A 26,158-nucleotide genomic window follows, 5' to 3' on the forward strand; every position below is an offset into this window, starting at 1 on the left:
GACACGTGGGGCGGATGGGTCGGGCTGTAGCAGGGTAAGGTGCCAGGCGCAGCTTGTGCGGACCTTGCGTCAGGTGCGAGGTCCCGGATGGATCCGCAGCGGTTGCGCCCGCGTCCGGCAGGACGTTCCGGAGCATGCCGCGGATCAGCCGGCGAAGACCGACCAGCGCATGGCTTTGGCGAGGCGCTCCAGCGCGATGGAGCCGAGCAGCGAATTGCCGTGCGGATCAAGACCCGGAGACCAGACCGCGATGGAGGCCTTGCCGGGCGCGATCGCCAGAATGCCTCCACCCACGCCGCTCTTGCCCGGAAGGCCCACGCGGAAGGCGAAGTCGCCCGAGCCGTCATAATGGCCGCACGTCAGCATCAGCGCGGCGATGCGACGGGCGCGCTCGGACGCCACCACACTCGGCCCCTCGGGCGTCAGGCGGCCGGAGAAGGCGAGATAGCGGCCGGCGCGGGCCAGTTGCCGGCAGCTCATGGCGATGGCGCACTGGTGGAAATAGACGCCGAGCGCATGGTCCACCGGATGGCGGAGCACGCCGAAGGAGCGCATGTAGTTTGCGAGCGCCGTGTTGCGGAAACCGGTTTCCTTCTCCGATCGCGCCACAGCCTCGTCGATGGTGATGCTCTCGTCGGCGGCGACGAAACGCACGAAGCGCAGGATGGCGCCCAGCGCCTCGCGCGGCTGGTGGCCGGAGAGCATGGCGTCCGCCACCACGATGGCCCCTGCATTGATGAAGGGGTTGCGCGGGATGCCGTGCTCATACTCCAGCTGCACGATGGAGTTGAAGGCGTTGCCCGAGGGCTCCTTGCCCACCCGCGTCCACAGCGCGTCGCCGATCTGGCCGAGGGCGAGGGTCAGGGTGAAGACCTTCGAAATGCTCTGGATGGAAAAGACGGTGTCCGCGTCCCCCGCCAGGATGGTCTCGCCATCGGCGGTCACGACCGCCATGCCGAACTGGTTGATCGGCACTTCCGCCAGCATGGGGATGTAAGTGGCCACGGCGCCGCGCTCGGTCGCCTTGGCGAGGTCGGCGGCGATCTCCGCGACGACGTCATTGAGCTTCGGCAACGCTTCCCCCGGGTCAGGCCATGGCGCACCCGGCATAGCGCGGGCCGTGCGGCGTGACTATAGCCGCCCCGTGCCGCTTGCGAAGCGGGGCTGCCTCAGGCGGCTTGCGCGATCCGCACCGTGCCGACGCTGCGCTTGTCGAGGGAGACGACCTCGAACACGAGGCCGTCCGCCTCCAGCCGCTCGCCTTCCTCGGGCAGATGGCCGAGATGGGTGATGATGTAGCCGCCCAGCGTCGAGAAGCGGTGGTCCTCGTCCACGAGATCGCGGTCGAGGGCGCCGCTGAGCTGGCGGATGTCCATATAGCCTTCCACCAGCCAGGAGCCATCCTCCTGCGCCCGGAGGCGGGCGGGCTCCTCGCCCATGTCGGGAAACTCGCCGGCGATGGCCTCGAGGATGTCGGTGGGCGTGGCGATGCCCTCCAGCGAACCGTGCTCGTCGACGATCATGGCCATCTGCACGGGGGAGCCGCGCAGCAGTTCCATGACCTTCAGCACGTTGGTGTTCTCGTGCACCACCACGGGCTGGCGGGTGACGCGGGCCCAGTCGATGTCCTTGCCCTCGATCAGGGCGTTCAGCAGTTCCTTGGTGATGGCGACCCCGGCGAACTCGTCCACCCGCCCGCGCGCCAGCACGACGCGGGAGTGGGTGAGCTCGCAGATGGCGGCGTGGAGGGCGTCGCGATCGTCCTCCAGATCCAGCCACTCCACCTCGTTGCGCGGCGACATGATGGAGCTGACGGGCCGCTCGCCGAGATCGAGCACGCCCCGGATCATTTCCTTTTCCTCGGGCCGGAAGACCTCCCCCTGCGCGGTCTGCTCCGCGATCACGTCCACCGTATCGGCGAGGCTTTCGTCGCCCCGGCGGCCGCCGAGCAGACGCAGCACCGCTTCCGAGGTGCGCTCGCGCAGCACGTTGGTGGTGATCCGCTTCTCGCGGTTGTGGCGGCCGAGCTGGTTGGCCGCCTCGATCAGCACCGAGAAGCCGATGGCGGCGTAGAGATAGCCCTTCGGGATGTGCACGCCGAAGGCTTCCACCACCAGGCTGAAGCCGATCATCAGCAGGAAGCCGAGGCAGAGGATGACCACGGTGGGGTGGCGGGAGACGAAGATCATCAGCGGGCGGGACGCCCACATCATCAGCGCCATGGCACAGCAGACGGCCGTCACCATCACCCACAGGTCGTTCGCCATGCCGACGGCGGTGATGACGCTGTCGAGGGAGAAGACCGCGTCGAGGACGACGATCTGCGCGATCACCTGCCAGAAGGCGGCACGCGCGGCGCCGTTCTCGCGCGGCTTGGGCTCGCCCTCCAGGCGCTCGTGCAGCTCCATCGTGCCCTTCGCCAGCAGGAACACGCCGCCGACGATCATGATGAGGTCACGCCCGGAGAAGGGCATGTCGAGGACGGTGAACAGCGGCTTGGTGAGCGCCACCAGCCAGGAGATGGAGAACAGCAGCCCGATGCGCATGAACAGGGCCAGCGAGAGGCCGATGATGCGCGCGCGATTGCGCTGGGCGACGGGCAGCTTGCCGACAAGGATGGCGACGAAGACGAGATTGTCGATGCCCAGCACCACTTCGAGCGTGATGAGGGTGACGAGGCCGATCCAGATATTCGGATCCGCAAGGGCTTCCATGGGATGTCCTGTCAGACGGCCGGGGCGGGGCGCGGGCGGACGGATGCGGGCGCCCAGTAGCGGGCCGCGATGCGCTCAGGCTGTCGGGACGCACTGTGCTGACCGCGCTTCGGCACGGCCAGCCACCATCGGAGCGGACTATCGCCGCAACTGTCCCCGTCGGGCATTCGGACCCATTCCCAGCCAGCCAATACCCCGCCGTTCTAACAATCCGGCGGGGCGGCCATCAAGGGCCATGTCCGATCTGCGCCTGCGATCCGGCGCGGGCCACGGACATGAAGAGGGCGTCCGCCCTTACTGGTCGCGGGTCTTGCGGGGCGGGGTGATGTCAACGGCCGTTATGTCGATGACCTCATAGCCCCCCTGGCGGCGGACGGTGGTGCGGCCGAAGAAGAGGATGTAGAGGCCGCCCGCAACGACCATCACCGCGATGAAGATGCCGGCGGCCATCAGCAGGCTGCCCAGCACGGTGAACACCAGCACGGCAACGACGGCAGCCACGATGAGGGCAGCCACGGCGCGCAGGATCGTCAGCAGGCGGTTCATCCTCTCCCTTTCTTCCCGTTATCCATTCGATCCTTCCCCGGACGCAGCTTGCGCTGGGGCACGTCTGTGACGTGGTGACGCTGTCATCCCCACGCAATGGGTAACGTGACAGATGGATGTGGCTTTTTTGAGCGTTTGCAGCGCTTTTTGGACAGGGTCCAATGTCCGGAGCGCTGCTTTTGCTTGCGCTTGCAAGCGGGGCGCTGGATGGTGCAAAAAACGTTGGCTTCGAGAAGTGATACAACATATCATCCGCCGGGAATCAGGAGGCTGGGATGAAGGTCAAGGGGTTGGTCGCCGGCTGCGGCCTCGCAGTGGCGATGATCGGGGGAGCTAACGCTGCGGATCTGCCGGTGAAGGCGAAGGGCGTTGACTATGTGAAGGTCTGCACGGCCTACGGACAGGGCTTCTATTACATTCCCGGCACGGACACCTGCCTGCGCATCGGCGGCTATCTGTGGGCGGAAGGCTATTACAATACCTATACGAACTACCCTTCGGTCAATAACAAGACCTATTCCATCGCCACCGCCGGCCTGATCTGGGACGCGCGCAGCCAGACCGAATATGGCACGCTGCGCTCCTACTTCGACCTGCGCTTCCGCTGGCGCTCCTCCGACCCGTGGTCGAACGGCCCCAACGGCGTCGATGTGGACGTGTGGAACGCCTATATCCAGTTTGCCGGATTCACCTTCGGACACGCACAGTCCTTCTTCGACTTCTACGCCAATGCCGGCGTGCTCGGTACCGATCCGGCGACCATCGGCGACGACACGCGCCTCAATCTCATCGCCTATACCCATGAGTTCATGGAGGGGCTGAGCGCGACCGTCTCCATCGAAGATTCGGCCGATCGTCTCGCAGGCGTTGTGCCGCAGGATCCTGCCGCCTTCGGGACCGACAGCCTTCAGACCGGTTCGCATGTGCCGGATTTCGTCGCCAACCTGCGGGCGGAAGGCAAGTGGGGCTCGGCCCAGGTTTCCGGCGCGCTGCATCAGGTGCGGGCGCTTGATCTCAACAACCAGTTCTCCGCCACCGACACCTGGGGCTATGCCCTGCAGGCCGGCGTGATGGTGAACCTGCCCATGCTTGCGGATGGCGACAATTTCTATCTGCAGGCGGCCTATGCCAATGGCGCCATGTCCTATCTCGGCCTTCAGAACCCGAGCGGCGCCTACATCATTCCCGACGCCTATCTCGGCCTTGCCGGCCTGTCGCTGGTCAGCGGCTGGAACATCACCGCCCAGTTGCTGCACAACTGGAACGACAAGTGGAGCACCACGATCTTCGGCGGCTATGCGGCCTTCGACGTGAACAATCCGGTGGCGCAGGCCTCCTACGGCTCCACCGGCGGCAACAACTACAATGTGGGTGGCAACCTCGCCTGGACGCCGGTGACCAATCTCACCATCGCGCTCCAGTATGACTACACGGTCATGGAGGTGAACAATTACGTGGCGACCGACTTCTCGCCGGCGCTGGCGTCCACGAAGGCCCATCGCGGTCTGCTGTTCGTGTCGCGCAACTTCTGACGACGCTGGCGGAGCGCAAGCTCCGCCACGCGCCATCTGCGGCGTGCCGTACGACACGGCCGCATTTTCCTGGTTGATCGATCACCTGGAACCACCAGCCGAGGCGCGGGCGGAATCGTAGTACATCCGTCCGTCTCCCGCCCTGTCACCGCGTCTCCTGAATGCACCGCCGGAGCGATGTGTCGGTGACTGCGGCGGCGCCACGCGCTGCTGATGGTGGTGGAGAGATAGGCGCCCTTTGCGTCCTTTCAAGGGCGAGGGCGAATTTTTCCGCTGCCCCCGGCCATCCCGTGGCGCTCCGCGTCCGTATCCTCCGGCAGAGCAGGGAGGCGACATGGCACGGACGGCAATCCTCATCGGCGGTGCGGGCGGCATCGGGCACCCACTCGCCCTGCGACTGGCGGCACAGGGCTGGCGGCTGCATCTCATCGGCCGGACGACCGCCAAGCTCGAAGCGCTCGCCGCCGAGACGGGCGGGACTTGGGCTCAGGCGGATGTGCGGGACACGTCCGCGCTTGCCGCTGCCGTCGCTGCCGCGCCCGGACCGGTCGGGGCGCTCGCCTATGCGGCCGGAACCATCACCCTGAAGCCGCTCGCCCGGATCACGCCTGACGATGCGCGGGCCGATTTCGAGGTGAATGCGCTGGGCGCCATGGCGGCTGTTCAGGCCGCGTTGCCCGCACTGAAGGCCGAGGGCGGCAGCGTCGTCCTGTTTTCGAGCGTGGCGGTGGGGCAGGGCTTTGCCAATCACGCGTCCATCGCCATGGCCAAGGGGGCGGTGGAGGGACTCACTCGGGCGCTGGCTGCGGAGCTCGCGCCAAAGGTCAGGGTGAACTGCATCGCCCCCTCGCTGACGGAGACCCCGCTCGCGGCTGTCCTCACCGCCAATCCGCAGATGGCGAGCGCCATCGCCGGGCTCCACCCCCTCCAGCGTCTCGGCGAGCCGGACGATATCGCCGCGGCGGCCGCCTTCCTCCTGTCGGATGAGGCGGGCTGGATCTCCGGCCAGATCCTGGGCGTCGATGGGGGACGGTCCAGTCTGCGGACCAAGGGGTGACGGCCCGTCTTACACGCGCTTCCACATGAAGGTGGTGGGGCAGGGGCGCCCGTCCGGCCACAGGGCGTAGTCCGGCACCGTGCCCGCCACCTCCCAGCCGAGGCGGCGATAGAGGCGGAAGCCGTCGCCATCGGTCACGGTGTCGAGCGTGAGAAGGCTCTTGCCGGCCGCGCGGCCGGCCTCCTCTGCTGCCCGCATGAGCGCGGCACCGAGCCCTTGCCGGCGACCCGCGCGATGCACCAGCATCTTGGCGATCTCGCCGCGGTGAGGCTGGTTTGGCGGCGTGGCCAGAATGACCTGGACGGTGCCGAGGATGCGGCCGTCGCCTTCCTGCGAGACGAGGAGCGTGCGCTCGCCGCGCGCGACGCCTTCCGCAATGCTCTGCCAGAAGGCCTCCGCTTCCGCGCGGCTCATGTCCGCCATGAAGCTCACCGAGGCGCCGCCCGCCACGCAATCCAGCAGCACGTCGGCAAGCGCGGGGACGGCCGCGCGGGCCTCGTCACCGTCAAGGGCACGCACATTCATCGCCGGGTCTCCGGGCGGGCGAGCACCACCGCATAGCGGGCGGGCGTCTCGCCGGGATTGTGGAAGATGACCGGCTGATCAAGCGTCATGGCGAGGCAGTCTCCGGCGGAAAGATGAAAGGTGGCGTCGCCGACCGCGAGTTCCATGGCGCCCTCGAGGAGCCAGAGCTGCTGCACGATCCGCGTCTCGTGGTAGGCGTCGAAGACGACACGGCCGCCGGCGGGGAACTGCACCTCGACGATCTCCAGCGCAGGCGCGCCCGGCGGACTGACATTGCGCCGCAGATAACCGGTGCCGGGATCGCGCCACTCCGCCTGCTCGGCACGGCGCGCAACGCGGGGCGCCGCCGGATCGAGGCCCGGATCGGCCTCCGCGAAGATGCTCGCCAGCGTCAGGCCGAAACCGGTGGCGAGGCGGTTCAGCAGTTCTGCGGTGGGGCTCGCCTCGCCGCGCTCGATCTTCGAGATCATCGCCCGCGAGACGTTCGAACGCTCCGCCAGATCCGCCAGCGACCAGCTCCGCGCCTCCCTCTCCTGACGGAGCCGGCGCGCCAGCCGTCCCGTGATGTCGTCCATACCGCCCCCGCCTCGATCATCATCGTATCACGATAATTCCATCATAGTGGACGAAATTGCGGCGTCAATCGCGGTAAGGGCGCGAATCGCCGCTTGCTGAGTCCTGCGCCCGGCTCGCACGCCTTGCGGAAAGCTTGCCGAAGTCTGGGCCGAGCCCTGACAAGGATCTAACCTCACGTATGGCCTTGTGCGCAGCCCGTCGGGACCGATGTCTTCCCCGTGCCCGGCGGAATCAAAAACCCCCGGCTCACGCCAGGGGTTTCTCGGTGGTCTGAGGGCCGCCCCAGGGCGGCCCTTCTGATGAAGCCGGTGACGGCCGGTCAGGGAGTCCGGTCCACCGCGTCCTTCACGGCATCCTTGGCCTTGCCGAGGGTCTGCTGGCCCTCGCCCTTGATCTCCTGAACCTTGCCTTCGGCGCGCAGGCGGTCGTTGCCCGTGGCCTTGCCGATGCCCTGCTTCACATTGCCCATGGCCTCGTTGGCCATGCCGGAAATCTTGTCGCTGGTGCTGCCCATGGGTCCGTCCTTTCGGTTGGTGGGAATGCCATGACAACCACCGGACGCATCGAACGGTTCCGCTCACGCAACGCCTCCCCGATGCGCCATGGCCAAGATGCATGGCTCGCACGCGAAAAAGATTTCTCTGTTGCCTGAATTCGCTCTAAGACAGCCGTTATAAAATTGCGCAGAGCGCCCCCGAACAGGACATAAAGGTACCGAGGACATGCCCGCTTATCGTTCCCGCACCAGCACCCATGGCCGCAACATGGCCGGAGCCCGTGGCCTCTGGCGCGCCACCGGCATGAAGGACGGGGATTTCGGCAAGCCGATCATCGCAGTGGTGAACTCCTTCACCCAGTTCGTGCCCGGCCATGTGCACCTGAAGGATCTCGGCCAGCTGGTCGCGCGCGAGATCGAGAAGGCCGGCGGCGTCGCCAAGGAGTTCAACACCATCGCGGTGGATGACGGCATCGCCATGGGCCATGACGGCATGCTCTATTCGCTGCCGTCCCGCGAGATCATCGCAGACAGCGTGGAGTACATGGTGAACGCGCACTGCGCCGACGCCATGGTCTGCATCTCCAACTGCGACAAGATCACCCCCGGCATGCTGATGGCCGCCATGCGCCTCAACATCCCGGCCGTCTTCGTCTCCGGCGGCCCCATGGAGGCCGGCAAGGTGCTCCTCTCCACCGGCGAGAAGAAGGTGGACCTGATCGACGCCATGATCGCCGCCGCCGACGATCGCGTGTCGGACGAGGACGTGAAGGTGATGGAGCGCTCCGCGTGCCCCACCTGCGGCTCCTGCTCGGGCATGTTCACCGCCAATTCCATGAACTGCCTGACCGAAGCCCTCGGCCTCGCGCTGCCGGGCAACGGCTCCGTGCTCGCCACCCATGCGGACCGCGAGCGCCTGTTCGTGGAAGCCGGCCACCTCGTGGTGGACCTCGCCCGCCGCTATTACGAGCAGGACGATGCGGGCGTGCTGCCGCGCACCATCGCCAGCTTCAAGGCGTTCGAGAACGCCATGACGCTCGACATCTCCATGGGCGGCTCCACCAATACGGTGCTGCATCTGCTCGCCGCCGCCAACGAGGGCGAGGTGCCCTTCACCATGGCGGACATCGACCGCCTGTCGCGCAAGGTGCCGGTGCTCTGCAAGGTGGCGCCCGCGGTCGCCAACATCCACATGGAAGACGTGCACCGCGCGGGCGGCATCATGGGCATCCTCGGCGAACTCGACCGCGCCGGCCTGATCCACACCGACCTGCCCACGGTCCATGCGCCGTCCATGAAGGATGCGCTGGAGCGCTGGGACGTGACGCGCACGAAGGCCGAGAGCGTCACCACCTTCTACCGCGCAGCGCCCGGCGGCGTGCCGACCCAGGTGGCCTTCAGCCAGTCCCGCCGCTGGGACGATCTGGACACGGACCGCGCCACCGGCGTCATCCGCGATTTCGAGCACGCTTATTCCAAGGATGGCGGCCTCGCCGTGCTGTTCGGCAACATTGCCGAGGACGGCTGCATCGTGAAGACGGCGGGCGTGGACGCTTCCATCCTGAAGTTCACGGGCCCGGCCCGTATCTTCGAGAGCCAGGATGCGGCGGTGGAGGCGATCCTCGCCAACGGCAAGATCAAGGCCGGTGACATCGTGCTCATCCGCTACGAGGGACCGCGCGGCGGTCCCGGCATGCAGGAGATGCTCTACCCGACCTCCTATCTGAAGTCGAAGGGCCTCGGCAAAGCCTGCGCTCTGGTGACGGACGGGCGCTTCTCGGGCGGTTCCTCGGGCCTGTCCATCGGCCACGTGTCGCCGGAAGCTGCCGAGGGTGGCGCCATTGGCCTCGTGGAAGAGGGCGACACCATCGAGATCGACATCCCGAACCGCCGCATCCACCTCGCCATCTCGGACGAGGAAATGGCCCGTCGCCGTGCGGCCATGGAGGCCAAGGGCGACGCCGCCTGGAAGCCGAAGGACCGCCAGCGCGTGGTCTCGCAGGCGTTGCAGGCCTATGCCGCCCTCACCACCTCCGCCGCCCGCGGCGCGGTGCGCGACGTGAAGTCCCTGCGGCGCTGATTGTAAATGCAAACGGCTCCCGAAAGGGAGCCGTCCAGGATGGTGTTTAGACCCGCCGGAACGCATGTTCCGGCGGGTTTTTTGTCAGCGGTTGCAGACCAGATTGCCGCCCATGTTGCCGATGTCGCCCTTGCAGCCCGGCACATAGAGCTGCGTGTTGCGCCACTGGTTGCGGCCGTTGTTGCAGCTCGCGCGCAGCCAGCCGCCGGAGAAGTCCTGCACCTGGCAGGAGGCGCGGTAGGAGCCCGGCGGCAGATTGTTCCGCGGCGGGGGCGGAGGCGGGGGGGCATAGCCGCCGCCACCACCGTTCCAGCCACCACCGCCGCCATTCCATCCGCCGCCGCCGCCGCGGCCGCGCTCGCAGGCGAGATTGCCGTCGAGATTCTGGATGGCGCTCACACAGCTGAGAAAGTTCGGAAGACGGGTGGGGAACCATTCGCCGTTGCGGGCCCGGCACATCGCCACGAGATCGACGCCGCGGGAAACCCGCACGTCGTTGCACGAGCGCAGATAGGGGCCAGAGGGCACCGACTGGGCCGCAGCGATCTGCGGAGCCGCCACCGACAGGGAGAGCCCTCCCAGCACCAAGAGAGCAAAACGTCTCAAACTCATCCCGAGCCTCCAACTGCGGCGCGCAGCGCCGATGCGTCTGTTTAGCCTGCCGCGCGTCAACAAAGAAGAGCGGAACTTCTCGACGAAATGATGGATGCGCCAAGCAATGCCGACATTCAGCTGCGGCAGGTGCGTCTTCGCCGGCCGGTATAGCGCCATTTGCACGGGCTGTTTCTTCAGAGTGAACAAGGGCATGCTGCTTTGCGAAAAGTCGGGCCGGCATCCTTGGCGGAATGCGGCGTGGGCCTTACGCTATGCTTCTCCGGGGAGGGAGGGGCAGTGAATGGGCCGATCTTGGCGCGCGGACGCCCTGTTCCGGCGTGGCCGGCGCGCGTTTGCGGCGGCCGCGGCGCTGACGATCCTTCTCACGGCGCTCGCCGCCGTCCTCATCGACCGGGAAGTGGAACTGGGGCGGGCGCGGGATCTGCTGGACCGGCGCGTGCTTGCGGTGAGCGAGCACATGGCGACGCTGGTGCGGACGCTGGACCTCGCGCTTGAACTGACGCTGACCCAGATCCCCCGGCAGGATCTCGCCCAGGCCCGCAACGATGCCAGCCTGCATGACCTTCTGGCCCGCCTGCGGGAGCGGATGCCGACCCTCGAATCCGTTTTCGTGGTCGATGGGGAGGGCAAGCTCGTGGCCTCGAGCCGTGCCTTTCCGATACCGCCCTACGACATGCGCCAGCGGGAATATTTCCGGGCCTACCGCAATGGCGAGACCGGCCTTTTCCTCAATGAGCCGGCCCGCGGGCAGGTTTCGCGGACCGAGAATTTCGTCGCGACCCGTCCGATCCTGAGCGACGGCGTTCTGCGGGGTGCGGTCGGGGGCGCCGTCCTGCCGCAGGTGCTGGTGAGCCTCTACGGGCGGATGGTGGGAGATGCGCCCCTGCTCATCGCCCGCACCGATGGCGTCGTACTGCTGCGGACCGACGGGGCCCGGATGATCGAGCGCCTGCCCGAGCAGAACGAGATTCTCCGGCAGGCCAAGGCGGCGAGCGCGGGCATCTTCACGGGCACGTCGCTGACAGGGGGAGACCGGGCGCTGCATGCCTTCCGCGTGTTGGCCGCCCCCGATCTCGTCATCGCGGTCGCGGCACGCCAGTCGGAAGTGCTCGCGGCATGGCGGAAGCACGCGCTCTGCATCGGGGCGCTCGCTCTCCTTGCGATGGCCGCTCTGGCCGTGGTCGCCTTTCTGCCGCGGGGCCGGGTGGAGGCGGCGGAGACGCCGCCGCCGGAGCCCGTCATGGCCCCGGATCTTGCGCTCTTGGATCTGCTCGTTCTGCGCCTGCGGGCCGCGCTCTCGACGGGAGCGGGGGAGGCGGCCTTGCGCGAAACAGATATCATCGCGGCGGTGCTGGCGGCGGCCCGCGGTTCGCCGGCTGCCGCAGGCGAAGCGGAGGTTGGCGAGGTGTTGGGGGACGTGGCCGGTCTCGCCACCGCCGCGGGGTTGCCCGACCTGACCCTTCAGGAAACGCGCGATGCCGCGCACCTCACCGTGCACCTGAGCCCGGCGCCGCTGGGTGCCGCGCTCCTCGATGTGGTTCTGGGGATGGCCCGCGCCGCGCCGGAACTTGCGCGGATCGGCGCGACCGTCTCCTTCGCCTGCGTCGGGGGCGACGAGCCAGGGGATCGTCTGCCTGGAACCTATGCGTGCGTCGGTCTTGCGGGCCTCACGGATGCCGGCGGGGCGCAGGCGTTTGCGCTGGGGCGTGCCATCGTGGGGGGCGCCGGCGGCGCGGTTGTCGAAAGACGGTCGGCAGGTCTGTGGCGGGTGGAACTGTGGCTGCCACTCGTTCAGCAAGCCTCGGAGGTTCCCGTCGCCTAGGCGCCGGGGTGGCGCGCTCCGTCATCCGGCTTCGCGGCGCCGGCAAAAGGCGGTATAGGGCGGACGGGGCATTTCAGATGACGGCGGGAAACGGATATGCGTAGGCCGAACCTGGGGTCTTTGGGCGCGGGCGTCTGTGGGGCGATGATGGGCCTGATGGGGTGGGGCCTTCTTGCCGGTGTCCCCGCCGCCGCGGCGCCGCAGAGCCCGGCCAAATGCCTTTCGTCCGACGGCTTCCTGGTGATCCATCGCGACAGCACGCTCGGTCCGGGCAGCGACATTCTGGTGCGCCCCGTTCCGGCTGGCGCCGCCGCGCCCGAGTGCGTCTATAAGAAGACGCCCGGCGACGTGGAGGTGAGCAGCCCGAACGAAGCGGATTACGTGGTGGGGGCGGCTGGACGCTTCCTCGTCATGGACCGTGGCACCGGGCCGAGCCGCAACCTCGTCATCTATGACATGGCGGCCCGCAAGCCTGTCCTCACCCAGGCCTATGACGGCGAGACGCCGGTAAAGATTACGGCCGAAGCCGTGACCTTCTCCGCCATCGTCGGCCCGGCGACCGCCAAGACCTGCCCGAAGTTTCAGGAATATACCAAGCAGGGCTTGACGCCGGTGCTGACCAGCGAGACCTCCGTGCGCCTGCCGTCGCTCGCCCGCACCAAGTCCGCCGCCACCCGCTGCGCGGCGCAGCAATAGGTTCGCTGTGCGGCGGCGCAGCCGGTTCGGCGTGCGGTGTTCAGCGCTCGGTGAAGAAGGTCATCAGCACCTTGCCGCCTTCGCCGGTCAGGCAGAGGAAACGGTGGACCTTGTCGGTCTTGTCGCGCTGGATATAGGCCTCTCCCATCATGACGCCGATCACCTTCGTGTCGCCGACCATGGTGTCGGCCTGCGCGACGGTGAGGCCGTCCATGTCGATGAAGATGTCCTCCACCGACGGTGAGCGGTTCTTGAGGATGCCGAGGGCCTTCTGCTTGCAGGCCATGACGAGCGTGGTGTCGTTCACCACATCCGGCTCGGCGGCCTTGTCGTTGCCGCCGCTCTTGCCCGGCTTGTCCATCCGCTGGGAGCGCTCTGCGCTGCCCGGACCATCCGCCGAAGGCGTGGCGGCGGGCGGCGTAGCTGGCGCCGGCGTCGGCGCAGCCGCCGGCGTGCCCGGCTGATGCGCTTCCGGCTGTGCCGGGTTCTGAGGCTGGGCCTGGGCGGGCAGGCCGCCGGCCACAGCGAGCGACAGCAGCGCCGCGAGGCGAAGAGCGGGAGTGGTCATCTGCGGCACAGGCACCTCCATCGCCGGGGGGAGCGAAGCGGCTCCCGTCTCAGGTCGATGGGACAACGCCCGAGCCCGCGTTTGGTGCCCTCATCCAGCCCTCAGGGTTAATGCAGCGCCGGTCGCCCGCGGCTTCAGGCCTTGTCTTCGCCGTCCTCGTCCCCGTCGAGTTCCTCGTCGTCCGAGGGGGCGATCAGCTTGTCGAGGGAGGCCATGATCTCGTCGCCGATGGCCTCGATCTCTTCCGTGGAAAGCGCCGGGTTGCAGGGCAGCACGTAACGCTCCTCGCCCTCGTCGGTCTCCAGATCGAGGATGAGCGCGCTGCCCAGATCCTCGGGATGAATGAAGTTCATGCGCAGACCGGTAAGGATGCGGGCCTTGATCTCGGACATGGGAGGCTCCTGAAACGTCGTCCGGGCGGCGAGGGCGGATGGGGGCGCCGCACAGCCCGGCGAGTGCTCTAGCGGACTTGCGCGGCCGATGGCACTCAAATCTGCCGGGACCGTCTGCAGAGGCGTCTTTTCCGTTTGACGGACGGGGGAGACGCAGGCCGCTGCGCTGCGTGCCGGGCGCAGGCGTCGTTCGGACGGTCTGCAATTTCAGGCGGTGGCGAGGCCGGGCGGGCCGTGTTAGCTGAGCCTCCCCAGATTGCCCATCAAGGGTGCAGGCGATTCTCGGCCTGTTTTTTCATCATGTCCTCCGCCTTTTGGTTCCGCTCAGCGGGACGCCGACCATGACCGCAGCCAGCCCCGCCGCTGTGCCCCTGTTCCGCCTCGTGCCCGCGCTGGGCGTGGTGCAGATCTTCGCATGGGGATCGTCCTTCTACCTGCTGGCGGTGCTCGCCCAGCCCATTGCCGCCGATACCGGCTGGCCTCTGCCCTGGGTGGTGGGCGCGCTCTCGATCGGCATGCTGGTGGCGGGGCTGATCTCGCCCGCTGTGAGCACGCGCATCGCGCGCAGCGGCGGGCGTTCCGTGCTGGCGGCGGGCTGTCTGCTCATGGCGTTGGGCCAGGTGCTCATCGGCCTTGCCACGTCGCTCCCCGTCTTCATCGGCGGATGGGTGGTCATCGGCCTCGGCATGGGGGCCTGCCTTTATGATGCGGCCTTTGCCGCGCTGGGGCGGCTGTTCGGCCTTGCTGCGCGGCCGGTCATTACCCGCCTCACCCTGTGGGGCGGCTTTGCCAGCACGCTGTGCTGGCCGGTGTCGAGCTTTCTGGAACATCAGCTCGGCTGGCGCGGCACCTGCTTTGCCTACGCCGCCATCATGGGCCTCCTGTGCGTGCCTCTGGTCCTCTTCGCGCTGCCGGTTCCCGCGCCCCCGGCCACGGGTTCTGCCGACGATACGCCCGGCCGGACATCCGCGCCGCTCCGTCTGACCGGCATCGACCAGCTGAAATTCATCCTGCTCGCCAGCACCATCACCTTGTGCGGGGCCACCTCGGCGGCCATTTCGCAGCATCTGCTCACCGTCCTCCAGTCGCAGGGGCTGACGCTGGCCCAGGCGGTGTCCATCGCCATGCTGCTGGGCCCGGCCCAGGTTGCCTCCCGCCTGCTGGAGATGGCCGGCGGCGGGCGCCATCACCCCCTGTGGACCCTGGGCATCGCCGTGGTGATGATGAGCCTCGGCCTCACGCTGCTGGCCCTCGGCTTTGCCTGGCCGGGGCTGGCGCTCGTCTTCTACGGGCTGGGCACGGGCGTCTATTCCATCGCCCGCGGCACGGTCCCCCTCGCGGTGTTCGGCCCCGAGCGCTATGCCCCCGTGATCGGCCGCATCGCCCGGCCGAACCTCATCCTGCAAGCGCTGGCCCCGTCCGGCGCGGCCTTTCTGCTGACCCGCTTCGGCGCCGCCGCCATGCTGGATGTGCTGGTGGCGGCCATGATCGTCAGCCTCGCGGTGCTTGCGGGCCTCGCCGTTCTGGAGCGGCGCGCGTGAGGGGGTAGTCGTCCCGTTGAGGCTGTTTGACGGGGCGGATCGCCCGAGATCTGGCGGGTTGTGGGCGTCTGCTTTGCAGGCTGTCTGATTAAAAGATTGACCTTTGCGTCACATTGTACCGTTCTATCCGCTGTAAGCTGAGCGCGGCGGGTTGTTGGAGCCACCTGCCGGGGGTGTGGTCCGACAGCGGGAGATTGGCCGATCGGGTCGGTTGCGCGTCATCGGATCGGCTTCTCGGCGATCGGCGGGGGATTGAGGATGGAAGGCATCTCCACGCGGCGCGTGGTGCAATGCGTCGTGGTTGTCGCGGTGGCCATGGCCGCTGCCGGTTTCGTCCGCGGCATACCGGCGACGGCAGACGGCTGGATCGACTTTTCCGGCTCGGTCATCTGCGGCCTGTTCACCGTTCTGGCCGGCGCCCTGATCTGGAAGGCCGCGCGCCATCAGTCCGAGATTTCGCTCCAGGAACTCATTGCGACCGATGAATTCCATTTCCGGCGCGACCGCATCACGTCGGCCGACTTTGCCGCACGGACGCAGGAGGCCAAGACGCTGGTGCATTCCGCGCGCCTCGAGGTCGAGGCCAATGCCAGCAGCGAGGTGATCGGCACGCTCGCGCTCGATGTTGAGCATGCGCTCCTGCCCCTCATCTGCGTGGAGAACAAGTTTCTGCGCTATGTGATGAGATATGACCTCGATCGCCTCGCCTGGCTCGCCTCCGCCATCCGCCATGAAGGCTCGGCGCCCGATGGCAAGAAGACCTCGCTCGCCCGCATCCTCGCCGAATGCGAACGCCTGTTGAACGGCATCGACGCGAAGACCCGCCGCCTGACGCAGATCGCCAGCCCGTCCATGCTGAAATACGCGGTCTAGGAGCCATCCGCTCTGGCGTCTGCAAGCCGTGGAGGGCGTCTCCGGCTGGTCCCACGCCTGGAGACCGGCGATAATTGACCCCACCGCCCCGCAGCCCTGTACAAGCTGGGCCGCGCGCGGGACAATTGGCCTCATGTTACCGTTTTGACAGGTATTCCGCTGTCAGGACGGCCGTTCACATGAGGGCTCGCGGGATGGGCGTCGGGTCGATCGACAGCCGGCAGCGCTGGTGCACCGTCTTCGCGGCGGCTGGCGCGCTCGGCATGATCATGATCGACGCCACCGGCACCGCCGTGGCGCTGCCCTCCATCCAGCGCGACCTGATGCTGAGCCATGGCGCCCAGCAATGGATCATCACCCTCTACGCCCTCACCGTGGCGGTGGCCATCGCCACAGGTGGCCGGCTGGCCGATATCTATGGCCGTGCGCGAGTTTTCCGCGTCGGCGTGATGCTGTTCGCGTTCGGCTCGGTGGTGAGCGGGCTTGCGGTCAATCTGCCCATGCTGCTGTGCGGTCGCACCCTTGAAGGGCTCGGCAACATCCTGATGGCGCCGGCGGCGGCGCTGCTCGCCACCGAGGCGTTCGGCCCCACGGAGCGCGGGCGGGCGATGGGGCTTTACAGCGGCCTCGGCGGGCTTGCCATGGTCATCGGCCCCATCGTCTGCGGGGCGGTGGTGCAGGTGGGCGGCTGGCGCTGGGCCTTCTTCGTCAATCTGCCGCTGGCCCTTGCCGTCCTGCTTCTGCTGCGCGCTGCGGGCCCGGCCGCCGCGAGCCCGCGCAGCGGCACCTTCCGGCCGGCCCACAGCCTGCTTCTGGTGGCGGCGCTCGGCCCCATCGTGCTGGGTCTCCAGGAGAGCCATGCCTGGGGCTGGACCTCGCCGCTCACGCTCTCGCTGATCGCCATCGGGGCTGTGCTGCTGATGCTGTTCGTGGTCACGCAGGCGCGGGCGGTGGACCCCTTGGTCGATGTGCGCCTGTTCACACGGCGGCAGTTCTGTGCCGATGGCCTCGTCCTGTTCTGCGCCCAGTGCGCCATCATCGGCCAGTCGGCCTATGGCGCCATCTATCTGCAACGGGTGCTGCATTTCGCGCCGCTGCAATCCGGCCTCGCCATGCTGCTGTTCCTGGGCCCCATGATGGTGTGTGCCCCGCTCTCGGGCCTGCTCTATGACCGCTATGGCGTGAAGGTGCCGGTGGTGGCGGGCCTCACGCTGGCGACCCTCGGCTTCGTGCTGGAGGTTCACGCGCTGCCGCGCATGGATTTCCTCTATATGGCGCCTGCCCTGGTGATGCTGGGTGCCGGCATGGGCCTCGCCCTGTCGCAGACCTACACGGATGGCACCGCGCAGGTCGCGGAAAGCCACCGCGGCCGGGCCTTCGGCGCCCTTGATACGGTGCGCCAGCTCGGCGGCGCCATCGGCATGGCGGCCATCGGCACCGTCGTTGTGGCGCTGGAGCGCGGCCGTGTCCTCGCCATCGCGGCAGAGGCGGCCCCGGAGGGGGCGGCGCGGACGCAGCTCGAAGCGCTCATGGCCGACGCCGCCTATGGCAAGGACGAGGCGGTGCGCACGCTGGCGGAGCAGTGGCCAGCGGTTGGTGCGGCCCTGCGGCTCAGCGCCGCCCGAAGCATCTCGGAGGGCTATTACGTGGGAGCTGCCATGCTGGCGCTCGCCCTGTGCGCCGCCGTGCTGCTGATGCGCCGCCCGCCGCACGCGCGCCGCGAGATCGCCAAGGGAGCCTCCTGATGCGCATCCTCTTCGCTTCCCTCGGATCGCTGGGCGATCTCTTTCCCATGCTCGCCATGGCGCAGGCCCTGCGGGCGCGGGGGCACACGCCGGCCGTTGCCGCCCCCGCCGCCTATGAGGCGCGCATCACCGCGCTCGGACTGCCGTTCCATCCCCTGCGGCCCGATTTCCCGCCCGAGGTGCTGACCTACATTTTCGGCGACCCGGTGCACGGCGGAAAGCGCCTGCTCGCGGAGACCATCTTTCCCCATGCACGGGACACCTATGCGGACCTGCTCGCCGCGGCGCAGGGAGCGGATGCGATGGTGGTGGGGGAACTCATCTATGTGGCGCCGCTGGTGGCGGCCAAGCTCGGCCTGCCATGGGCCAATGCCATGCTCGCTCCCACCACGCTGATGTCGGCGCTCGACCCGTGCGTGCTCACCCGCTTTCCGGCCGCCTATCACCTGCGCCATCTCGGCACCTGGCCGCAGCGCCTGCTGTTCCGGATCATGCGCCGCGCCACCAACGCCTGGGCGCAGCCCCTGCTGGCGCTGCAGGAGGAGCTGGGCGTGCGCACCGGCAACATCATATTCGAGGGCAAGTTCTCGCCCCATCTGGTGCTGGCGCTCTTTTCCCCCGCCTTTGGCGCGCTCCAGCGGGACTGGCCGGCGGCCTCGGTGCAGACGGGCTTTCCCTTTCTCGCCCAGACGCCAACACCAGAGACGGCCGCGCGCATCGGGGCCTTTCTGGCGGCAGGTCCGGCACCGGTGGTCTTCACGCTCGGCACCACCGTCGTGCATCTGGCGCAGGATTTCTATCAGGTGGCCGCCGATACCGCGCTCGCCCTCGGCCGGCGGGCCATTCTCCTCATGGGCAAGAACCCTCCGCCCCGCGCCCCGGCGGATCAGGTGCTGGCGCTGGACTATGCCCCCCACGGGAGCCTGTTCCCCCATGCGGCGGCGGTGGTGCAGCACGGCGGGGTCGGCGGCTGTGCCGAGGCGCTGCGCGCGGGCGTGCCCGTCCTGACCATCCCGGTCGGTTTCGACCAGCCGGACAATGCCGAGCGTCTGCGCCGCATGGGCGTCGGCGCGGTGCTGGCGCACACGCGCGTCAACCGGGAAACCCTGGAGCGCAGCCTTGCCGCCGTGCTTGCCGACACGGCCATGGCCGCCCGCGCCAAGGCGGTGGCCGCATCCATGGACCCGGAGGCGGACATGGGCCACACGGTGGACGCCATCGAAGCCATGGTCCGCCGCGCTCAAGCCCGCCCCGGCGTCTGACGCCATGGAGCCGCTTTCGCCATCGCTGCCCGCGAAGGGGCTCTGCGAAGCCCCGATGGAGACACCATGTCCGAGACCTCGACGCCTCCGGCCCTGAAGAGCGTGGACCTCGATCTTGCGGCCGGCACCGTCCGGGTCGGCTGGTTTCCGGGCGCGAGCCGGGAGGCGGTGCTGGCCGCCGTGCGCGCGGCGGCGGGCCTCTCGGGCGAGACCGCTTTCCATGTGGAGACGGCGGATGGGGTCATCATCGCCCTTGATGACAGCGTGCCTGCCGGCACGCGGCTGCGGCTGGTGGTGCAGGGCGAGGTGCCGTCTTCAGCTCCCCCGGCGCGCCACCAGCCCGTGCCCGGCCCCAGGCCCTATCCCATCGTCGGCAACCTGCCCGAACTGCACAATGCCGAGGGTCTCGTGGCGGCGGTGGATGCCCTGCACGCCAAGCATGGGGAATTCTTCGCGTTTCAGGTGGGCGGCAAGCGCGCCTATTTCTGCTCGGACGCCGACATCATCTCGGAGATGTGCGCCGCGCCCGATGTGTTTGCCAAGCTCGTGGAGGGGCGCGGCGGCCTCGGGAATCTGGCCGAGAAGAGCGTCGGCAGCGCGCTGTTCACGGCGAGCGACAACGACCCGCTCTGGCACCAGGCTCATCGCATCCTCGCCCCGGCCTTCGGCGCCACGGCGCTCAAGAACTATTACGGCCGTATCGTCGAGGTGGCCGACGACCTGCTCGACCATCTCGACCGCCTCGCGCCCGGCGAGAGCTTCCTCGCCACCGACCTGATGACGCGGATGACCTTCGAGGCCATCTCATATGCTGCCTTCAACCGGCGCTACGGGGCCATCGATTCCCCCGCGCTTCCGGCCTTTGTGGAGGCCATGAACGTGGTGCTCACCGACGCCATGGCCGAGCCCAAGCGCCTGCTGCCGGAGGTGTTCTATCACGAGGCCCGCAAGACCCGCGCGGCCGCCGACAAGATCATGCTGGATGAGGTGGAGACCATCATCGCCGAGCGCCGCTTCGCCATGGCCGCAGGCGCGCCGGTGCCGACCGATCTCCTTCAGGTGATGCTCACCACGCCGGATCGCGTGACGGGGCAGAAGCTGCCCGACGACAATATCCGCGGCCAGCTCATCGTGCTGCTCATCGCCGGGCACGAGACCACCTCCGGCATGCTGGCCTATGCGCTCTATCACCTCTGGAAGTATCCCGAGACGATGGAGAAGCTCATTGCCGAGGTGGACGAGGTGCTGGGCCGGGACTTCTCCTACAAGCCCACCTATGAGGACGTCGGCCGGCTCGCCTATACCCAGCGGGTGCTGAAGGAGGCGCTGCGCCTCTGCCCGCCGGTGCCCATGTTCCCGCGCTATGTCACCCGCGATGCGACCGTTGGCAACGGCCGCTATGACCTGAAGGCGGGCGAGCGCATTTTCGTCTCGCTCTCGGCCATGCAGAAGAACCCGCGCTTCTGGGGCGCGGATGCGCTGGTCTTCCGCCCAGAGCGCTTTGGGCCGGAGGAAGAGAAGCACCACCATCCCCACGCCTACCACCCCTTCGGCATGGGCGCGCGCTCGTGCATCGGCTTCCAGTTCGCTCTGGTGGAAGCCAAAATGGTGCTGGCCCGCTTCATCCAGCGCTTCACCGCGCGTCCCAAGGATCCGCATTACGTGCTGCGCCACAAGCAGGCGCTCACCGTGAAGCCGGACCATCTGGACATGGTGCTGGAGCGCCGGCCGGAGGTGAAAGGACGCTTTCCGGTCCGCACTGAGGCCCCCAATACGCAAGGGGCGCCCCTGGCGGTGGCGCAGGCCGGCGGGCGGCCCATGCGCGTGCTCTATGGATCGAACATGGGCGGCTGTCGGGATATCGCGCTCAGCCTCGCCCAGCAGGCGGGCGCGCGGGGCTTTGCCGCGACCGTGGCGGAACTGGACGAGCAGGTGGGCCAGCCGTGGCTCACCGACGGGCCTGTGGTGATCGTCACCTCCACCTATAATGGCACGCCGCCGGACAATGCCGCCCGCTTCGCCAAATGGCTCGAGATTGCGCCCGCTGGCGTTTGCGCCGGTGTGCGGCACGCGGTGCTCGGCTGCGGCAATACGCAGTGGCACCAGACCTTCCAGAAATTCCCGAAGACCATTGCCTCGGGCCTTGCCGCGCTCGGCGGCACGGCCCTGCTGGAAGAGGGCACCGCGGATGCGGCGGGCGATTACGAGGCGGCGGTGGAGGGCTGGACCGCCGCCCTCTGGCCGGCGCTTGAGGCGGCCTTCGGCGGTGCGGCTGGTGCAGCCGTGATTGGTAGCGCCGAGGCAGCCGGGGAGGCCCCGGCGGTGAAGGTGGAGGTGGTGAATTTCGCAGGCGCGGCCACCGGTGCCGCGCCCCGCACCGGCACCCGGCTCGACCAGGGTGCGCAACTGTCTCGCATACGGGTCAATCGCGAACTGCTGTCCCCCGGCGCCCAGGGCTCGACCCGCCATATCGAAATCCCGCTGCCGGCCGGCACCTCCTATGCCGCCGGCGATCATCTTGCCGTGTTCCCGGTCAATCCGCCGGCTCTGGTCGCCGCCGCCGCCGCCCGCTGCGGCCTTGCGCCGGAGACGCAGGTGCTGCTGACCGCCCTGCATCCGGATGCCGCCAGCGAAGCCGGACTGCCCTTCGGCGTGCCGGTGAGCGTCGGTGAACTGCTGGCCGAGCACGTGGACCTTGCCGGCCCCGTCACGCGGCGTGATCTGCGGGCCTGGGCGCAGGCGGCGCAATGCCCGCCCGACCGGGCGCGGATCGCCGGCTGGCTCTCCGATTTTCCCAGCGCCGTGGCCGAGGCGAATCCGCGCATGGAAGACCTGCTGGCGCAGGTGCCTTCCGTGAAGCTCGACCTCGCGACCCTGCTCACCGTGCGCCCGGCGCTGAAGCCGCGCTATTATTCCATTTCCTCTTCGCCCTTGATGTCGCCGGATGCGTGCGCGCTCACCGTGGGCGTGCATCAGTTCACCACCGCCGACGGCGTGCGCCATGACGGCCTGTGCAGCAGCTATCTCGCGAGCTGCGGGGAGGACGCGCCGGTGCGCGTGCTTGTGAAGGATACGGGCAGCACTTTCCACCTTCCGGCCGATCCTGCGGTGCCGCTCATCCTGGTGGGGCCGGGCACGGGCCTCGCCCCCCTGCGCGGCTTCATTCAGGAGCGCCATGCCCTGCGGGCGCAGGGGCGTGGCGCCGGCCCGGTGCTCCTCTTCTTCGGCTGTCGGGACGATGGCGATTATCTCTATCGCGAGGAACTGGAGGCCTATCGCGACGAAGGCACGCTGAGCCTTCTGGCGGTGGGCTTCTCCCGCCGGCCAGGCACGCCCCGGACCTATGTGCAGGATCTGCTGCGGACCCATGGCGATGCGGTGCGCGAACAGGTGGCGGCCGGCGCCTCCATCCTTATCTGCGGCAATGCCTGCACTATGGCGCCGGACGTTCACGCCGCCTTCGCCGATCTCCTCGGGGCCGGTGCGGTGGCGGAACTGGAGGCCAGCGGGCGCTATCTGCAGGACGTATGGGCCTCGTCCTGATGCCGGGAAGGGGGCTCTGCGCGGGCAGGCATGGCGGTGAATAGGGGTACCGACCGCGGAGAATTCCGCGCCGGTTCAACACGCTCATCGATTTTTAAGCTGAAAGCTGGTGCTGCGAGAGAGGATTGAACTCTCGACCTCTCCCTTACCAAGGGAGTGCTCTACCACTGAGCTACCGCAGCGCAGGATCATGTCGTTCTGCCGGCTATGAATGCCGTGTGCAGGGACTGATCGTCCGGCCCGCGTCGCCAGAGCGCTGCGAGCGCGCTGTACCTGCCATAAGCCGGCGGGGTGTGCAAGCCCGAGGGGGGAGAAGCTCGCGCGAAGCTGTGGTCAACTCCGCCGCCCTCTCGCGCGCGCCTATGTGGCGCAAGGGTTTTCGCGGGATTTGCCAAAGCGGCCGGATTTTCGACCGAACGGCGTGGAGAGTGCCGGCCGTCCACCTGGGCTTTCCGGCACGGGCCGGGTGCGCACATTCTGCGGGACGCCCACCATTTGGGCCTGCTCAGAGCTTGAGCGACGCGCGATGCGGGGATAGCCTCATTCCCAGCGCAATAGGGCGGGGGCTCGGATGGCGGCGGACAAGGCACGGACCCAGATCATCGGCGCCGTTCGGCGCTCCTTTGCCCCCTGGGACGATCCGGCCGCCAAGCCGCTCATCCGCTTCGAGACCGTGGTCAAGCGCTTCGGCGCGTTCACCGCCGTCGATCGCGTCAGCCTCGACATTTATGAGCGCGAGTTCTTCGCGCTGCTGGGGCCGTCGGGCTGCGGCAAGACCACCCTCATGCGCATGCTCGCCGGCTTCGAGCCGCCGACCGAGGGGCGTATCCTGCTCGCCGGAGAGGACATCTCCGCCATGCCGCCCCACCGGCGGCCGGTGAACATGATGTTCCAGTCCTATGCGCTCTTCCCGCACATGAATGTGTGGGACAACATCGCCTTCGGCCTGCGGCAGGACAAGATGTCGAAGGCAGACATTGCCGCCCGGGTGGAGGAGATGCTGGCGCTGGTGAAGCTCGAACCCTTCGCCAAGCGCAAGCCCCATCAATTGTCCGGCGGCCAGCGCCAGCGCGTGGCGCTTGCCCGCTCCGTGGCCAAGCGACCGAAGGTACTGCTGCTGGACGAGCCGCTGACGGCGCTCGACAAGAAGCTGCGCGAGGAGACCCAGTTCGAGCTCATGGACCTGCAGATGACGCTGGGCATGACCTTCCTGATCGTCACCCACGATCAGGAAGAGGCCATGACCGTGGCGGACCGCATCGGCGTCATGAATCAGGGGCAGCTCGTCCAGGTGGCGCCGCCCGCGGTGATCTACGAGCAGCCCGCCACGCGCTACATCGCCGACTTCATCGGCGACGTGAACGTGGTGGAGACGAAGGTCGCGGCGGTGGCTCCGGACGGTGTCACGCTTGGCTGCGAGAAGACCGCCTATCCCATCCGCATCGCCCAGAGCGTGGACGTGAAGCCCGGCGACAGCGCGTGGCTCGTCATCCGCCCCGAGAAGCTGCGCATCGCGCTGGAGGCGCCGGTTCCTGCCGAGAGCAACATCTTCGAGGGCAAGGTGTGGGACATCGGCTATCTGGGCGACCTGTCCATCTATCATGTGGAACTGGCCTGCGGCACGCGCATCAAGGTCTCCAAGCCCAATGTCTCGCGCCTCGTGGAGCGTCCCATCACGTGGGACGACAAGGTGTGGGTCACCTTCGCGCCCGACGCGGGCGTGGTGCTGACGCACTGAGGAGGCGCCCGTGGCCCTGTCCAATTCCAATCGCTGGGGACGTCGGCTGGTGATCGCCGTGCCCTACGTGTGGTTGCTGGCGCTGTTCCTCGTGCCCTTCCTCATCGTGCTGAAGATCAGCCTCTCGCAGGATGTGATCGCCCAGCCGCCCTATGCTCCGGTGTTCGATCTTTCCGCCGGCTGGGCCGCGTTCAAGGAGGCGCTCGCCCAGCTCTCCTTCGCCAATTACGGCTATGTGCTCTCCTTCGATAACGAGTTCATCGCCGCTTATGGCTCCAGCCTCGTCATCGCCGGCATCTCGACGGTGCTGCTGCTGCTGGTGGGCTATCCCATCGCCTATGGCATGGCGTGCGCGCCCAAGGGCCTCCAACCGACGCTGCTGATGCTGGTGATCCTGCCCTTCTGGACCTCCTTCCTCATCCGCGTCTATGCGTGGATCGGCATCCTCTCGCCGGAAGGCTTCCTCAATCAGGGGCTCATGGCGCTGGGGCTCATCGACCAGCCGCTGGAGATCCTCAACACCGATCTCGCGGTCTATATCGGCATCGTCTATTCCTACCTGCCATTCATGGTGCTGCCGCTCTATTCGGCGCTGGAGAAGCTCGACGGCACGCTGCTGGAAGCCGCGCAGGACCTCGGCTGCACGCCGCTGAAAGCCTTCTGGACCATCACCTTCCCGCTGTCCCTGCCGGGCGTCGCGGCGGGCGCGCTGCTGTGCTTCATCCCGGCGGTGGGTGAGTTCGTGATCCCGGACCTGCTCGGCGGTTCAGACACGCTCATGATCGGCAAGTCGCTCTGGACCGAGTTCACCGTCAACCGCTCCTGGACCGCCTCCTCGGCGGTGGCGGTGCTGCTGCTGGTGGTGCTCGTGGTGCCCATCGTCATCTATCAGAACATCCAGGCGCGCCAGCTGGAGGCGGGACGATGAGCGGGCGCCTCTCCTGGTTCAATGTCACCGCGCTGGTGCTGGGGTTTGCCTTCCTCTACATCCCCATCCTGCTGCTGGTGCTCTATTCCTTCAACGCCTCGCGTCTCGTCACCGTCTGGGCCGGCTTCTCCACTCAGTGGTATGCCTCGCTGCTGGAGAATGACCAGCTTCTCGACGCCTTCTGGGTGACGCTGCGGGTCGCCTTCCTGTCCTCACTGGCGGCCACCGTTCTGGGGACAATGGCGGCCCTCGCGCTCACCCGCTACGGGCGCTTCTTCGGCCGCACCCTCTTCTCCGGCATGACCTATGCCCCGCTGGTGATGCCGGAAGTCATCACCGGCCTGTCGCTGCTGCTGCTGTTCGTGGCGGTGGGGATGGAGCGGGGCTTCTGGACCATCACGCTCGCCCACATCACCTTCACCATGTGCTTCGTGGCGGTGGTGGTGCAGTCGCGCCTCGTCACCTTCGACCGCGCACTGGAGGAAGCGGCGCAGGACCTCGGCTGCCCGCCGGTGAAGACCTTCTTCGTGGTCACGCTGCCGCTCATCCTGCCGGCGGTGGTCTCCGGCTTCATGCTGGCCTTCACCCTGTCCATGGATGACCTCGTCATCGCCAGCTTCACCACCGGCCCCGGCGCCACCACGCTGCCCATGCGCATCTATTCGCAGGTGCGCCTCGGCGTGACGCCGGAGATCAATGCCATCTGCACCATCCTCATCGGCATCATCGCCGTCGTGGTGCTGGCGGCCTCCATCCTGACCAAGCGGCAGGAGGCGCAGCGGCGCATGGAGGAGCAGGCGGCCCTTCGGTAAAGGTTTCGGCCGGCGGGGCGCGGACCCCGCCGTGCCCTGTGCCCGTGTGCACACGCCGGCGGCGCAAAATGCGGCGCGCGGCGCGGCCGCCCCCGAA

Annotated in this window: 22 protein-coding genes and 1 tRNA gene; 13 read left to right on the top strand and 10 right to left on the bottom strand. The window is 67.9% G+C overall.

The window, feature by feature from the left end:
* Nucleotides 1-144 precede the first annotated feature (144 nt).
* The 3 genes from DFO45_RS03210 to DFO45_RS03220 form a co-directional block, all read right to left on the bottom strand.
* Nucleotides 145-1,074: a glutaminase gene (locus DFO45_RS03210; protein WP_133863706.1), complete on the bottom strand. Its 930-nt coding sequence runs from the start codon at nt 1,072-1,074 to the stop codon at nt 145-147.
* 95 nt (nt 1,075-1,169) lie between these two features.
* Complete coding sequence (locus tag DFO45_RS03215; RefSeq protein ID WP_012172060.1) at nt 1,170-2,714, bottom strand: TerC family protein; 1,545 nt, start codon at nt 2,712-2,714, stop codon at nt 1,170-1,172.
* A gap of 294 nt (nt 2,715-3,008) precedes the next feature.
* Nucleotides 3,009-3,260: a hypothetical protein gene (locus tag DFO45_RS03220; RefSeq protein ID WP_012172059.1), complete on the bottom strand. Its 252-nt coding sequence runs from the start codon at nt 3,258-3,260 to the stop codon at nt 3,009-3,011.
* Nucleotides 3,261-3,535: 275 nt separating this feature from the next.
* On the opposite strand from DFO45_RS03220, the gene DFO45_RS03225 reads away from it, so the two are divergent.
* Together DFO45_RS03225 and DFO45_RS03230 are read left to right on the top strand one after the other, a co-directional pair.
* Nucleotides 3,536-4,792, top strand: coding sequence for a porin (locus DFO45_RS03225; RefSeq protein ID WP_043879563.1), 1,257 nt, complete (start codon nt 3,536-3,538; stop codon nt 4,790-4,792).
* Nucleotides 4,793-5,126: 334 nt separating this feature from the next.
* Complete coding sequence (locus DFO45_RS03230; RefSeq protein WP_133863707.1) at nt 5,127-5,849, top strand: SDR family oxidoreductase; 723 nt, start codon at nt 5,127-5,129, stop codon at nt 5,847-5,849.
* Between the two features lie 9 nt (nt 5,850-5,858).
* Here the strand turns inward: DFO45_RS03230 and DFO45_RS03235 are convergent, their stop codons facing one another.
* The 3 genes from DFO45_RS03235 to DFO45_RS03245 form a co-directional block, all read right to left on the bottom strand.
* Complete coding sequence (locus tag DFO45_RS03235) at nt 5,859-6,374, bottom strand: GNAT family N-acetyltransferase (protein ID WP_133863708.1); 516 nt, start codon at nt 6,372-6,374, stop codon at nt 5,859-5,861.
* On the bottom strand, nt 6,371-6,949 hold the full coding sequence (locus DFO45_RS03240; RefSeq protein ID WP_133863709.1) for an XRE family transcriptional regulator: 579 nt from the start codon (nt 6,947-6,949) through the stop codon (nt 6,371-6,373). The genes DFO45_RS03235 and DFO45_RS03240 overlap by 4 nt, the downstream gene beginning before the upstream one ends.
* 320 nt (nt 6,950-7,269) lie before the next feature.
* Nucleotides 7,270-7,464, bottom strand: coding sequence for a CsbD family protein (locus tag DFO45_RS03245; protein WP_012172054.1), 195 nt, complete (start codon nt 7,462-7,464; stop codon nt 7,270-7,272).
* A 208-nt stretch (nt 7,465-7,672) separates the two neighbouring features.
* Between DFO45_RS03245 and ilvD the strand changes: the two genes are divergently transcribed.
* Nucleotides 7,673-9,526: a dihydroxy-acid dehydratase gene (gene ilvD / locus DFO45_RS03250; RefSeq protein ID WP_133863710.1), complete on the top strand. Its 1,854-nt coding sequence runs from the start codon at nt 7,673-7,675 to the stop codon at nt 9,524-9,526.
* Between the two features lie 84 nt (nt 9,527-9,610).
* Here the strand turns inward: ilvD and DFO45_RS03255 are convergent, their stop codons facing one another.
* Nucleotides 9,611-10,138 (bottom strand): CVNH domain-containing protein, encoded by a 528-nt coding sequence (locus DFO45_RS03255; protein WP_081434039.1) that lies wholly within the window; start codon nt 10,136-10,138, stop codon nt 9,611-9,613.
* A 283-nt stretch (nt 10,139-10,421) separates the two neighbouring features.
* Here DFO45_RS03255 and DFO45_RS03260 point away from each other — a divergent pair, with 283 nt between their 5' ends.
* On the top strand, nt 10,422-11,963 hold the full coding sequence (locus tag DFO45_RS03260) for a cache domain-containing protein (RefSeq protein WP_133863711.1): 1,542 nt from the start codon (nt 10,422-10,424) through the stop codon (nt 11,961-11,963).
* Between the two features lie 156 nt (nt 11,964-12,119).
* Nucleotides 12,120-12,659, top strand: coding sequence for a hypothetical protein (locus DFO45_RS03265; RefSeq protein WP_133863712.1), 540 nt, complete (start codon nt 12,120-12,122; stop codon nt 12,657-12,659).
* Nucleotides 12,660-12,699: 40 nt separating this feature from the next.
* Here the strand turns inward: DFO45_RS03265 and DFO45_RS03270 are convergent, their stop codons facing one another.
* Nucleotides 12,700-13,227: a hypothetical protein gene (locus DFO45_RS03270; protein ID WP_133863713.1), complete on the bottom strand. Its 528-nt coding sequence runs from the start codon at nt 13,225-13,227 to the stop codon at nt 12,700-12,702.
* 134 nt (nt 13,228-13,361) lie between these two features.
* The gene (locus tag DFO45_RS03275) at nt 13,362-13,619 is read right to left on the bottom strand and encodes a hypothetical protein (RefSeq protein ID WP_133863714.1); all 258 of its coding nucleotides are present in this window, start codon (nt 13,617-13,619) and stop codon (nt 13,362-13,364) included.
* A gap of 341 nt (nt 13,620-13,960) precedes the next feature.
* Here DFO45_RS03275 and DFO45_RS03280 point away from each other — a divergent pair, with 341 nt between their 5' ends.
* The 5 genes from DFO45_RS03280 to DFO45_RS03300 all read left to right on the top strand — a co-directional run bounded on the left by DFO45_RS03280 (nt 13,961) and on the right by DFO45_RS03300 (nt 22,583).
* Nucleotides 13,961-15,160 carry an MFS transporter gene (locus DFO45_RS03280; RefSeq protein ID WP_133863715.1) on the top strand — a complete coding sequence of 400 codons (1,200 nt, stop codon included), beginning with the start codon at nt 13,961-13,963 and terminating at the stop codon, nt 15,158-15,160.
* A gap of 258 nt (nt 15,161-15,418) precedes the next feature.
* Entirely contained in the window at nt 15,419-16,033 is a 615-nt protein-coding gene (locus DFO45_RS03285; RefSeq protein WP_133863716.1) for a hypothetical protein, read from the top strand.
* Between the two features lie 179 nt (nt 16,034-16,212).
* Complete coding sequence (locus tag DFO45_RS03290) at nt 16,213-17,778, top strand: MFS transporter (protein ID WP_133863717.1); 1,566 nt, start codon at nt 16,213-16,215, stop codon at nt 17,776-17,778.
* Complete coding sequence (locus tag DFO45_RS03295) at nt 17,778-19,040, top strand: glycosyltransferase (protein WP_133863718.1); 1,263 nt, start codon at nt 17,778-17,780, stop codon at nt 19,038-19,040. Before DFO45_RS03290 ends, DFO45_RS03295 begins: the two co-directional genes overlap by 1 nt.
* Before the next feature lie 66 nt (nt 19,041-19,106).
* Entirely contained in the window at nt 19,107-22,583 is a 3,477-nt protein-coding gene (locus tag DFO45_RS03300; RefSeq protein ID WP_133863719.1) for a cytochrome P450, read from the top strand.
* 107 nt (nt 22,584-22,690) lie between these two features.
* Here the strand turns inward: DFO45_RS03300 and DFO45_RS03305 are convergent.
* Nucleotides 22,691-22,765: transfer RNA gene (locus tag DFO45_RS03305), tRNA-Thr, on the bottom strand.
* Between the two features lie 389 nt (nt 22,766-23,154).
* Here DFO45_RS03305 and DFO45_RS03310 point away from each other — a divergent pair.
* From DFO45_RS03310 to DFO45_RS03320, 3 genes are read left to right on the top strand one after another with little or no spacing between them, the layout of a single operon-like run.
* On the top strand, nt 23,155-24,321 hold the full coding sequence (locus tag DFO45_RS03310; RefSeq protein WP_133863720.1) for an ABC transporter ATP-binding protein: 1,167 nt from the start codon (nt 23,155-23,157) through the stop codon (nt 24,319-24,321).
* Nucleotides 24,322-24,337: 16 nt separating this feature from the next.
* A complete protein-coding gene (locus tag DFO45_RS03315) occupies nt 24,338-25,249 on the top strand; it encodes an ABC transporter permease subunit (RefSeq protein ID WP_043880483.1) in 912 nt (303 codons plus the stop codon).
* The gene (locus DFO45_RS03320; protein WP_012172040.1) at nt 25,246-26,061 is read left to right on the top strand and encodes an ABC transporter permease; all 816 of its coding nucleotides are present in this window, start codon (nt 25,246-25,248) and stop codon (nt 26,059-26,061) included. Before DFO45_RS03315 ends, DFO45_RS03320 begins: the two co-directional genes overlap by 4 nt.
* Nucleotides 26,062-26,158 lie beyond the last annotated feature (97 nt).

The sequence above is a fragment of the Azorhizobium sp. AG788 genome (genome assembly GCF_004364705.1).
In the GTDB taxonomy this organism is placed as follows: Bacteria; Pseudomonadota; Alphaproteobacteria; order Rhizobiales; family Xanthobacteraceae; genus Azorhizobium; species Azorhizobium caulinodans.